This window comes from Nostoc sp. EspVER01, assembly GCF_034530635.1.
In the GTDB taxonomy this organism is placed as follows: Bacteria; Cyanobacteriota; Cyanobacteriia; order Cyanobacteriales; family Nostocaceae; genus Nostoc.
This window is the reverse complement of sequence record NZ_JAVRCS010000026.1, coordinates 79,544-91,480: the sequence shown is the minus strand read 5'-3', so window position 1 is coordinate 91,480 and position 11,937 is coordinate 79,544. Positions and strand designations below refer to the sequence as shown.

The following is an 11,937-nucleotide window of genomic DNA, read 5'->3' as shown; positions in this document are numbered from 1 at the left end:
AGGAATCATCCTTCTATGTTATATTTTCTCTCTCGACAATTAATCCACCCTGCCTAACCCCCCTTGAAAAGGGGGGAACTAGAATCAAAGTCCCCCTTTTTAAGGGGGATTTAGGGGGATCAAACCACATTCTGTACCTAGTCAAGAGATGTGTGTACACCGTAGCCCCGCAAGCGGGGAGGGGAGACAAAGCGCAGCTTTGGCGGGGTGGGGTTCTTGGGGTTTAGTAAGTAATCAAGCAGACATGATATCAGAAGAAGCTGGAAACAAGCAATAACTGTGTTTACTGATAACTGTTAAAAGTCAGTTTTAGGAGTTTCCGTGGTATTGGGACTCTGTGTGGTTTCAGGTTGGTTAGTATCGGGAAGTTTCTGTTGGGTGTTTTTCTGCTTACCTTGATTTTCTAGCTCAGTTAGTGCCTGTTTTGCCAGATTTTCGGCTGCTTGTTTAAATAATGGTTCTATTCTATTTCGCCAGTATTGAGTATTAGGCAATTTTTCTGGATGGTTTCTATAATCTAAAACTTTATCCCATTTCCCATCATCTATTGCTTTATTAATCTCATTAGATAATGCCTCCGCCTTTGCCCAATCTTCCTGCCACTGGGCAATCATTTTGCCCGTCTCTTGGATACCAGAAGCAGCATTTGCCGGAACCGATCTTAAAAGTGCGATCGCTCCAATTATATCCCCTGAATCATACTTCTTTTTCGCTTGTTCTACAATATTGGCACTGTTATCATTAGGCTGCGATCTTTGTGATTTCTCAGCGTCGTCAGTTGACCCCTTCGGCTTTTCTGGTAATGGAGTTACTACATCCTTAGATTTTGGTTTTGGCTGAGAAATTGTTCGAGTCGCAATCAAGCTACTATCATCTACAATCCTAGTTGCAATGCCCTTTTCACGTAGGCAAGAACCCCATTCCTGATTATTAGTTATCACGGTCGGGTGTGCCCAAGCCAAACTACCAGATTTAAGTTTAATCTCTACCCAACCTGCTTTTGTTCGCTTGCCAGTCACCTCGAAATTGGTATTATTAGCAACAGTTTGCACAATATTATTAGAATTTATCGAACTAGGTTCAGAACGGATATTAGAATTTCCGACGACAACAGCCGAGCATTTGTTTGCTAAGGCCGTATCCTTACCTGTAAGATTTAAAGCTAAATTTTTCACATTGGGATATACATTTGTTACCAAGGCAGCCGCACCACCCGCCAGTAATATACCAATTAATATCGGCCAGGGGTCGGATTTACTAGAGTCTTTACGCGCAGGTTTGGCAGGGATAGGATTTGCTGGTGCAAATGCAACAGTTTGCAGCCGAGATACTTGAGGCTGGGATTTGGCTGCTTGGTAACTGGAATTGTTGGCGACTTCTTGAGGTGCGGAAAGTGCAGGTACTGGATTAATCGCGTCTTTACATGCTTGCAGTGCTTCCGTCGCGTTTTGGTAGCGGTCTTTGAAGTGATAACGCACCATCTTGGACAACACTGCTGCCAGTCGATGGTTCACGGTTACTGAATGCCGCCAAATAACTTCCCCCGTCTCCGGGTCTTCTTGCAATTCTGTTGGCTGTAATCCTGTTAATGCTTGAATGGCGATGATGCCAAGGGAATAGATGTCGCTGTTGGGACGGGGTTTACCTTGCCCTTGTTCTGTGGGCATATAGCCAGGAGTGCCGATAACTACTGTGGCAGAGGCTTGTCCGCCCACTGTTACCAGTTGTGTACGCAGTTGCTTCACTGCCCCAAAGTCTACTAAAACTAACTTATTATCTGAGGCGCGGCGGATGATATTATCCGGTTTGATATCGCGGTGAATCACGCCTTGGCGATGGACAAATTCGAGAATCTCTAGAACTTCCTGCAACAGTTGAACTACCTGGCTTTCACTCCAGCGCTTACCAGGTATCAGTTCCTCAGCTAGCGTATGTCCTTCAATATATTCTTGTACTAAATAAAATTCTTGGTTTTCGTCAAAATACGCTAGCAACCTGGGTATTTGGTCATGGTTGCCCAATTTTTCTAAAGTTTCGGCTTCGCTGCTGAACAGGCGTTTAGCAGTATCAAAAACTCTGGAGTCAGTTCCGGGTTTGAGGTGCTTGACAACGCAAATGGGATTGCCAGGCCGCCTAGTATCTTGGGCAATGTAGGTTTGACCAAATCCTCCCATCGCGAGGACTCGAATTACTTTGTAACGATGGTCTAGTAGCTTGCCTATCATATTCCCTCCCCAGAGTTATTACCTAATTTTCCAGCTGGTAATAAATATCTCCAAATTTTCTTCAATGAAATCCGCTATCTTGAGAAAAGATTTAGATTAAAAACGCAGCTTTTTAATAAACGCAGACTGTTTATTTTTCTTTTAGTGCCCCTGTTTATTACCAATGCCACCTAAAATAACAAATCCAGTTGCATGGCAGCAGGCTGAAATCCTCATGCAACCTGCTTTCATTCGCGTTATCGACAATATCCGCAAGCAGCTTGATGAATCTTCCTGGACAGGGACTTACCATGATGTCCTGATTTGGCCGCCTAGCACCACTGATGAAATCAAAGCATTAGTGACTGAACTGTTGCAAGCAATGGAAACTGCAACACCCCAAGAAGCAGATGAAATCAGAGGAACTCTAGCTCGTCTGCCGATGCCCCATCCAGGATATCATCTACGTTTGCAGCGTCAACAGCAAGAAGCGAGTATCGATTTGTGGGAACTGTGTTATGAAGTGTGTTTTCTTGCATACACACCACAGAAGGAAGTTGCTGATATTGATACTAGTTTAATCGATGAATTCGGTGAAGTGGATTGGCTGCGTTTGGATGCTAAGTCCAAGGAGTTAGTGGAACAGGCGTTTGCTAAATTGCCGGAGAGTTAACAAATAAAATACCTTCATAAGTTCTCAGATTACGGAGGTGAGTCAGACGCAACCATAGTAATTAAAAAAATATCAATTGTTTTCTCACAAGTTCCTCACATTTCTTTTTTAATCTGAAGATAGCAGCAAAATCTTTCTTGCTTGCAAAAGGGTTTTACTATCTTGTGCCTAGTAGCTTGCTAGATTCAGCACACACTGAAGTTAAAGCTATAAAAGTAGCGACGATCAATTTGAAATATCAAGTTTGAAATCACGAATATTGGAGGCAATGATTATGCCGATTACTCATTGGCAACCTTTCCAAGAAATTGAACGTTGGGAACCTTTGCGGGAGATGGAACATTTGCAACAACGGATGAACCGCCTGCTTGAGCGGATGCTCCCTAGTGGCAATGGAGGAGTCTCTGCACTTCCCTTTATACCCTCTGCCGAAATGGAAGAAACTTCTGAGGCGCTTCACCTCAAACTAGAAATTCCGGGGCTGGAATCTAAAGATTTGAATGTAGAAGTTACTGAAGAATCTGTTTTAATCAGTGGCGAACGCAAGTCTGAAAGCAAGACGGAAGAAAAAGGTATGGTGCGCTCTGAATTCCATTATGGTAAATTCGAGCGAGTCATTCCGCTACCTGCTCACGTTCAACAGGACAAAGCGCAAGCTGAATACAAAAATGGCATTCTCACCCTCACCCTACCGAAGATTGAAGGAGAGAAGAAAAAAGCCATCAAGATTAACCTTGGTTAAGTTTGCTGTTTTCAAAACAGGGGAGCGGAGAGCAGAGATGAAATACCTTCCCCTTTGCTCCCTTTCTTCTTCGTCTTCATCAAAGCATCTCGGAAATCAAGTTTAATTAATTTTTGTATCCCTGATGAATTTATTTCAATCTAATCAGTCAGAGTTTGCCTGGTGGGTAGAAATTAACACCGATGTTCCAGAGTGTACTTATTACTTTGGCCCTTTTGATACTGAAAAAGAAGCACAAATTTATAGAAGTGGCTACGTTGAAGACTTATATCAGGAAGGAGCCAGGAACATCGTTACACTAGTCAAACAATGCCAGCCTAATGTTCTGACGATTTTTTAGGAGAAAATAGAGTACTAAATAGTAACTTTCGCTCCTAAAATATAGGTAGGAGTATAAGCTAGGCTAAACTTTATACTCTGAAAAAAACACCTAAAATTGCTGATTGAAGCAAAATAACGGAGGTGAGAATTTATGGAATCTTTAATGCAACATTTAATGGAACATTTACTGATACCAGACAGTTGGATGTATCTAATCGTCAAAATTGGCACATTGCTTCTAGTTCTATTTATTTGGATGTTATTCATGTCACATCCTGCTTATTAAGCATTTACAATTTTTGCAGCATAATTTGAGGACTAAAATATATGCGTGCAATGATTTTGGATGCACCCGGAAAACCACTGCGACTTGCCGATTTACCCTTACCTACTCCTATTTCCAATCAAGTTCTGATTCAGGTACATACTTGCGGTATTTGCCGCACAGATTTACATATAATTGACGGGGAACTAACAAACCCTAAGTTACCCTTAATTCCCGGTCATCAAATTGTCGGTAAAATAGTCAAGATAGGGGAAAAAGTCACAAAATTTCGAGTTGGGGAACGAGTGGGTGTTCCTTGGCTTGGACATACTTGCAACCATTGCCGTTATTGCCTAGCCGGAAGAGAAAATCTTTGCGATCAAGCTCAATTTACTGGATATCAAATTAACGGTGGTTATGCGGAATATACGGTTGCTAGCGATCGCTTCTGCTTTCCCATTCCCCCTAATTACCCCGACTTGCAAGCAGCTCCTTTGTTATGTGCTGGCTTGATTGGCTATCGGGCATTTAGGATGGTAGAGGATGCCAAAAATATTGGTTTTTACGGCTTTGGTGCTGCTGCTCATATTTTGGTTCAAGTGGCTCGCTATCAAAATCGCCAAGTATTCGCTTTTACTCGTCCTGGCGATACTGAAGGTCAAGAATTTGCCCGTAGTTTAGGTGCTGTTTGGGCTGATAGTTCCGATAAATTCCCACCAGAACCTTTAGACGCAGCCATAATTTTTGCTTCGCTTGGTTCCCTTGTCCCTGCTGCGCTGAAGACTGTGTGTAAGGGAGGGATAGTAGTTTGTGCTGGAATTCATATGAGCGATATTCCAACATTTCCCTATGAAATTCTCTGGGGAGAACGCATATTGAGGTCAGTAGCTAATCTTACTAGGCAAGACGGAGAGGAATTTTTAGCTTTAGCACCTCAGATTCCCATTCACACGGAAGTTGAAGCATTTCCCCTCACAGCAGCAAATGAAGCTTTAGAATCTCTACGTAGCGGTAAGATTTGTGGTGCTGCTGTGTTGGTAGTAGATTGAGAAGAATCAGCAGAATTTGATGAATTTATCGAGTCATGCAGAAGGCAGTCCCAGTGAAAAAATTTTCATCACCATGAATGTCTAAATAGTTTGCTAGTAGGGAATTAATGATTGAGCGTCCTATCAATTAAAGGAATGGGAAGCTCATGCTCATTATCATTGCTAGAACAAAACCAGAGGTACATTGAAGCTGTAAACGCTTATTTGCTAAGATTTCCAGTGCGACAACATTGAAACAGGGCAACTTCTCATCGCTATGCCAACATCTACACTTGACGATAAAGACGCAGCAGCTATCCAAGCCGCCAGAGTTGGGGTTGCAATCTGCGATCGCACCGCTTGGGGACGGATTAAAGTAGCTGGCGACGATCGCCTCAATTTCTTACACAACCAAAGTACTAACAATTTCCAAATACTCAAACCAGGACAAGGTTGTGATACGGTTTTTGTCACTTCCACAGCCAGAACAATTGATTTAGTAACCGCTTACGTTAGAGAAGATGCAGTAATTTTGCTGGTTTCACCTAACCGTCGCCAGTTTTTGATGGAATGGCTGGATAAATATATTTTCTATGCAGATAAGGTGGAATTATCTGATATTACCCAATACACCAATACCTTCAGCCTGATTGGCCCAGGAAGCGACGCTGTTTTAGAAAAGTTGGGTATTGGCGAACTTATTGGACAACCTTACGCTAGTCACCAAGTATACACGATCGCTCCGGCTGAGGGCGTGCGAATTGCTGTGGGTAGTGGGTTAGCCACGCCTGGATACACCTTCACTTTCCCCTATACTGATAAAGAAACGGTATGGAACAAATTGTTAGAAGCTGGGGCGGTAGAGATGAGCGATCGCGCTTGGGATGCCTTGCGAATTTTACAAGGCCGCCCCGCCCCAGATGCGGAACTCACAGATGATTACAATCCTCTAGAAGTTGGTTTGTGGCAAACAATTTCTTTTACTAAAGGTTGCTATATTGGGCAAGAAACTATTGCTCGGTTAAACACATATAAAGGTGTAAAACAACACCTTTTAGGTATCCGCCTCAATGCCCCTGTAGAAGTTGGAAGTGCGATCGCAGTTGCAGATGAAAAGGTCGGTAAACTGACTAGTTACACAGAAACCGCTGATGGTTACTTTGGACTAGGTTACATTCGCACCAAAGCTGGTGGTGTAGGCTTAAAAGTCAAAGTGGGAGAAACTGAGGGTGAAGTCATAGAAATTCCGTTTGTTTCTCACGAATATCCGTAAGTAGTTCAAATCAAAATATCTTTTTCTTTCTCTCTAGCGCCGTAACAAAATTCATCTACCCAAGAAGCTATACTACGGGCATTTGTAGTTGGTAAATTCACTTTGCTCTGAACCTCTTGTGGTTGAATATTCGGATATTGAACGTTACTTTTAGCCTCAGTAGTAATTGTTGGCGATCGCACTGGTTTGCCGTTACTAGAAATATCAGTGGTAATTGCCAACGATGCATCCACAGGGATTCGGCTAGATGGCGCGTTGCTCTTAACTTCGGTAGCTAACGCCACAGATGGCATAGTTTTGGCTTTGCTGTTGACCTCACTGGTCATTGTCGCCGATGCTCCTGAAGGTAACTGACCAGAGTGCCAGCGTACTAGTTGATATTCCCTTGGCAAACCGGAGGATGGCGTTTTTACCGGAGTATCTGGAGCAATTTTAGTTGCATTTGCTACTACCAACGCAGGTTCGCGTGTGCGACTTACCTCAGTAGTAGCTGTAAATGATCGAACAACTCGGTCGGCGCGTGGCAAGTTGGAATCTAGAGTATTGGCAAGAGAATGAGAGGCAATCTTGCTAGCAGTTACAGCCGATGATAAATGTTTATCCTCAAAATGCTTCTCATCTGGCGACTCGCTTTCAACTTGGCTTATAGCCATAGAATGCTCTGATTTGATTAAACGTAACTCTTCATCAGGATTGAAGTTAAGACCTAAAGCGGCGACTATTTTATCTGGATCGTTATTCAGCTCCAACATAAAAGCAAGTATTTCATCAAACTGGGGTTCTAAAACAGACAGTGTTGCCAAAATAAAACCGGACAAAGGACGGCGTAGACCATCGTAAGTGGCCCAAATTCGCATTTTGACCAGCCAGGAAGTATTTTGCTTGTAGTAAATAAGCCACTTTTGTTTTAAGGATTGACGCAGCTGCTGGATATTCATTGGATGCCTCACTTCAGTCAACAAGATTGCAGAGATTGATATTATTTATTAGTTTGATTTCTGGGGATGAAACCGATAATAGAGCATCTGCTTGACTCTTTGACCACCTAGCAAATGATTTTCTATCAGTAGAGATACTTCATCCGGTTGAACGCCGCTATACCAGACCATATCGGGTAATATCAGCACCATCGGTCCATTGCCACATTGTCCTAAACAGCTGCTAGCCGTTACAGTTACACCAGGGATTGGCAAAGCGGTAAAAGCGGCTAAAATCTTGGCTGCACCTTGCTTTTTACAAGTACGATTTTGGCAGACTCGCACACATTTAGGAGCAGAGTCTCGATCTATTTTTGAGAAGTCTGATGGTTGAATAATATTGGTCATTTGTCCTTTGTCATTTGTCATTTGCCAAAAGTCAGAAGTCGGAAGCTAATGACCAATGACTAATGACTAATGACAATTACTAATCTATTGAAAGTCCTTTTGAGGCTAGCCATTCCGGGTTGAATATCCGCGACTGATACCGGGAACCACTATCACACAAGATGGTGACAATGGTATGTCCTGGCCCCAATTGCTTCGCTAAGGCAACAGCTGCCCCAACATTAATACCCGTTGAGCCGCCCATTAACAACCCATCTTTCCGCAGCAGTTGGTAAACTACTCGCAAAGCTTCTTGGTCATCGATTTGGATGGCATCATCAGCAGGTGCGCCTTCCATATTGGCTGTGACACGACCGTTACCAATGCCTTCTGTGATGGAATTTCCTTCTATCTTGATTTCGCCAGTTTTGACATAGCTATAAAGTCCACTACCCAGCGGATCGGCTACAACACATTTAATTGCTGGATTTTGTTCTTTTAAGTACAATGCTACACCAGCATAAGTACCACCAGTACCAGTTGCAGTTGTCCATACATCTATTTTACCATCTGTCTGCGTCCAAATTTCCGGCCCTGTGGTTTCGTAGTGGGCGAGGCGGTTGGCTAAATTATCAAACTGATTTGCCCAAATGGCATTTTCCAACTCAGCAGCTACTCTGCCAGATAGCTTGACGTAGTTGTTCGGGTCTTTGTAAGGTACGGCAGGGACGGGACGAACTTCTGCTCCTAGTGCTGTTAGTGCGTCTATCTTTTCTTGTGACTGGGTATCGGGAATAATAATTAGACATTTGTAGCCTTTGGCGTTGCAAATATGTGCAAGTCCAATGCCAGTATTACCAGCGGTTCCTTCTACAACCGTGCCACCAGGTTTAAGCAGACCTTTCTTTTCTGCATCTTCGATGATGTAAAGTGCGGCGCGGTCTTTGACAGAACCCCCAGGATTGAGAAATTCTGCTTTTGCAAGGATTTCACACCCTGTTTCTTCGCTAAAACTGTTTAAGCGAATTAAAGGGGTGTTGCCAACAGCGCCAACGAAGCCATTCTTTATATCCATTTTGACTGTACTTGTGTGAGTCTCTATAAAAATTTTGGCTTATAGCTGTAGCATGATTTACAACTGATTTGCCTAAAATTCTATGATACTTACATTGGAGCGCTTGCCGTTGGTGTACTTCCTATCTCACCACATATTTGGGTCTGAATCCCAAGGCTTCACGCAATGCTTTCAAGTAATGAATAAGGAGTAATGAGTAGATGAAAAATGGGTATTTACTCATTACTTATCACTTATTACTCATTACTCCTTCTTAAGAGCGCCTTTAGGTCGGTGAGGATGTCAATCCTAACTCCCCACTTATTTACTTTCCGTAGTAAACTCTGGCATTAACGTATCCAAGCTTTCGCATATACCTGTTCCATTCCTCAGCTTGGAATCGATTGGGGAAAGGCCCGACTGCTACGTGTGGGCCCCGTGGTTGCGTCCTTTCGAGGACTCCGCCAGATCGTCCTAAATCTTGTGTCAATCCGCCTAGATTCTGCCTAACTTGTGCTGCGATCGCAGGTAACTGTTCAGAAGTGGTGGGAATGGCGACATAATATCTAGAGCCTCGCCTATTAGCATTTATATTATTGCGATCGTCTATATAGTTATAGTTGCCATTGTCTGCATTTATTTCCTGTCCGTTACCAAAGCTGATTATTCGGGCGTTATATATGCCTCGTGACTGTAGCTCATTCACCCGTTGTTGGGCGTTGGCGACTCTGTTAAAAACTCCTGACTGAATTACAGTCCGGCCTTGGAACTGGCGAATGTAAGCACTGGGTTCAATCTGACGTATGGCTTGTAGTGTCTGAAAATCACTACCATCAACGTAAACTAAATACCGCTCAAAGTTCTGGTTATATTGACTAAACTGTGAACGTTGAGAGGGCTGAAAATTTTGCTCAAATTGATTGTTCGGTAATGGTTGAGAGGGCTGAAAGTTCTGCTCAAACTGATTGTTCGGTAATGGTTGGGAAGGCTGAAAATTCTGCTCAAATTGAGTGTCTTGTACTGGTTGAGTGGGCTGAAAGTTCACTTCCGGTTGATTGAAGTCCTCTGCTTGAATTGGTTGTAACTGCGGTGATGGCTGTTGACCAAAAGGAACTATTGGCGTTGGCGGTAAAATCTCACCAGTTTCTTGAGCTAGTAATACGTTGCTGTTGGAAATTTGTGCTTTTGCTGGGGTAGAGTCGGGAATCAGTACTAACCATCCTCCCACTAACAAAAAGAGAAGTCTCATAGTAGGCTTCCAACCCTTAGAACTTCGGCGTAGCCTCTGAAATGGGATAAATTGACTTGATATTCCTCTCGACATAATAGTTAGAAAGTAGTCACAGTATTTTTAGGTAATTTCCATCAGGAACTAATTAGTTCACCGTTGTAGCAACTATATAGCGTTAACGTAAAGTTACCTCATCTGCGTGGCAAAACATACATCTGTAATTAATCTTAGATGAAAGCTGTTTACGGACGCGATCGCTTCTGTTATGGATGGAAGAAACAAGTCAAATTCTCTTCCTTTCTGTCTCACTTTGACTCATTTCGGCTACGCTCAATGACCAACGCTCCGTGACCACCTGCCTCCTGCCTGGTTGTTGAGCGTAGTCGAAACACTGCCTCCTGCCTGGTTGTTGAGCGTAGTCGAAACACTGCCTCCTGTCTGGTTGTTGAGCGTAGTCGAAACACTGCCTCCTGCCTTTAAAACTGAAGCGCTTTAGTAGCAAGGCTTTGAAGAGTATATGCTACAATTGGACAACCACGCATATCGTGTCGTGCTTTGTATGAAAAAAGTCGTCGTTGGTCTTTCTGGTGGCGTTGACAGTTCCACCGCCGCAGCTATCCTGCACCATCAGGGCTATGAAGTGATTGGTTTGACTCTTTGGCTAATGAAAGGCAAAGGTCAATGTTGCTCTGAAGGTATGATCGACGCGGCTGAACTTTGTGAACAATTGGGCGTTCCCCATCAGATTGTCGATATTCGGGATGTCTTTCAGACACATATTGTCGATTACCTGGTAACTGGTTACAGTGCTGGAATTACACCTTTGCCTTGCTCCCAGTGCAATAAAACGGTGAAGTTTGGGCCAATGGTGCAATATGCTCGTGAAGAATTGGGATGCGATCGCATTGCCACTGGTCATTATGCCCGAATTAGCCATGACGAAGCAACTGGACGTTACCAGTTATTAAGGGCTGTTGACCGCAACAAAGACCAGTCATACTTCCTCTATGATTTGTCTCAAGATTTACTTGCAGCAACGATATTTCCTTTGGGCGAACTAGAAAAAACTGACACCCGGCGGATTGCGACTGAATACGGGCTGAAAACTGCTGATAAACCAGAAAGTCAAGACTTATGCTTAGTGGAAAGTAACGGTTCCATGCGGGCATTTTTGGATAAATATTTAGCCCCCAAAACAGGCGATATTGTCGATACTACAGGCAAAATTTTGGGACAGCATGATGGTGTCCATCACTACACCATTGGTCAGCGCAAAGGTTTGGGAATTGCGGCTGCCGAACCGTTGTATGTGATTGAATTAGATGCGGAAAATAATAAAGTAGTAGTAGGCGATCGCACTAAGGTAACTCAGCCAGAATGCACTGTAAATCGGGTAAATTGGGTTTCTATTGCTGAACCATCAACCCCAATTCATGCCGAAGTGCAAATTCGCTATCGTTCAACGGCTACACCAGCGATGGTGATTCCGTTGGAAAACTCCCGCGTGCGTTTGGTGTTTGATGAACCTCAAATCAGTATCACCCCCGGACAAGCGGCGGTGTGGTACGACGGCGAGAAAGTGTTAGGTGGCGGAATAATTGAACAATTTAGTTAACAATTAATCGCTGATATAGAGACGTTGCAATGCAATGTCTCTTTAATTATGTCGAAGAATCATCTTCGGTATTGGGATTTTGTAAGATATCCAAAATGTGATGATTTTCTGTTTATAATCCGCGAACTTCTGCCTGCATTTGCAAACCTTTTTCTTTACATAAGATCACATAGCGTCAGGTATAAATATTATATTGATGCTTTTCACTAGTATTACTTTGCTAATTG

The 11,937-nt window shown here is 43.2% G+C and carries 11 protein-coding genes; 6 read left to right on the top strand and 5 right to left on the bottom strand.

All coding sequences use genetic code 11. The annotated features are described in order from the left end of the window. Window positions 1–296: 296 nt before the first annotated feature. Window positions 297–2,225 carry a serine/threonine protein kinase gene (locus RMX69_RS20800; protein WP_322638593.1) on the bottom strand — a complete coding sequence of 643 codons (1,929 nt, stop codon included), beginning with the start codon at window positions 2,223–2,225 and terminating at the stop codon, window positions 297–299. 163 nt (window positions 2,226–2,388) lie between these two features. On the opposite strand from RMX69_RS20800, the gene RMX69_RS20795 reads away from it, so the two are divergent. From RMX69_RS20795 to RMX69_RS20775, 5 genes are all read left to right on the top strand, one after another. Further along, window positions 2,389–2,877: a hypothetical protein gene (locus tag RMX69_RS20795; protein WP_289797387.1), complete on the top strand. Its 489-nt coding sequence runs from the start codon at window positions 2,389–2,391 to the stop codon at window positions 2,875–2,877. A 274-nt stretch (window positions 2,878–3,151) separates the two neighbouring features. Further along, window positions 3,152–3,619 carry an Hsp20/alpha crystallin family protein gene (locus RMX69_RS20790; RefSeq protein WP_289800007.1) on the top strand — a complete coding sequence of 156 codons (468 nt, stop codon included), beginning with the start codon at window positions 3,152–3,154 and terminating at the stop codon, window positions 3,617–3,619. Between the two features lie 124 nt (window positions 3,620–3,743). Beyond that, window positions 3,744–3,959: a DUF1816 domain-containing protein gene (locus RMX69_RS20785; RefSeq protein ID WP_289797386.1), complete on the top strand. Its 216-nt coding sequence runs from the start codon at window positions 3,744–3,746 to the stop codon at window positions 3,957–3,959. 308 nt (window positions 3,960–4,267) lie between these two features. Then, window positions 4,268–5,254: a zinc-dependent alcohol dehydrogenase family protein gene (locus RMX69_RS20780; RefSeq protein WP_322638592.1), complete on the top strand. Its 987-nt coding sequence runs from the start codon at window positions 4,268–4,270 to the stop codon at window positions 5,252–5,254. Between the two features lie 256 nt (window positions 5,255–5,510). After that, a complete protein-coding gene (locus tag RMX69_RS20775; RefSeq protein ID WP_322638591.1) occupies window positions 5,511–6,506 on the top strand; it encodes a folate-binding protein in 996 nt (331 codons plus the stop codon). A gap of 5 nt (window positions 6,507–6,511) precedes the next feature. On the opposite strand, the gene RMX69_RS20770 is transcribed toward RMX69_RS20775, so the two are convergent. The 4 genes from RMX69_RS20770 to RMX69_RS20755 all read right to left on the bottom strand — a co-directional run bounded on the left by RMX69_RS20770 (window position 6,512) and on the right by RMX69_RS20755 (window position 10,113). Further along, window positions 6,512–7,444, bottom strand: coding sequence for a DUF5331 domain-containing protein (locus tag RMX69_RS20770; RefSeq protein WP_322638590.1), 933 nt, complete (start codon window positions 7,442–7,444; stop codon window positions 6,512–6,514). A 48-nt stretch (window positions 7,445–7,492) separates the two neighbouring features. Further along, a complete protein-coding gene (locus tag RMX69_RS20765) occupies window positions 7,493–7,831 on the bottom strand; it encodes a (2Fe-2S) ferredoxin domain-containing protein (protein ID WP_289800006.1) in 339 nt (112 codons plus the stop codon). Between the two features lie 79 nt (window positions 7,832–7,910). Further along, complete coding sequence (locus tag RMX69_RS20760) at window positions 7,911–8,885, bottom strand: cysteine synthase A (protein WP_322638589.1); 975 nt, start codon at window positions 8,883–8,885, stop codon at window positions 7,911–7,913. 304 nt (window positions 8,886–9,189) lie between these two features. Then, complete coding sequence (locus tag RMX69_RS20755) at window positions 9,190–10,113, bottom strand: hypothetical protein (protein ID WP_322638588.1); 924 nt, start codon at window positions 10,111–10,113, stop codon at window positions 9,190–9,192. A gap of 541 nt (window positions 10,114–10,654) precedes the next feature. Here RMX69_RS20755 and mnmA point away from each other — a divergent pair. After that, window positions 10,655–11,710 carry a tRNA 2-thiouridine(34) synthase MnmA gene (gene mnmA, locus RMX69_RS20750; protein WP_322638587.1) on the top strand — a complete coding sequence of 352 codons (1,056 nt, stop codon included), beginning with the start codon at window positions 10,655–10,657 and terminating at the stop codon, window positions 11,708–11,710. Window positions 11,711–11,937 lie beyond the last annotated feature (227 nt).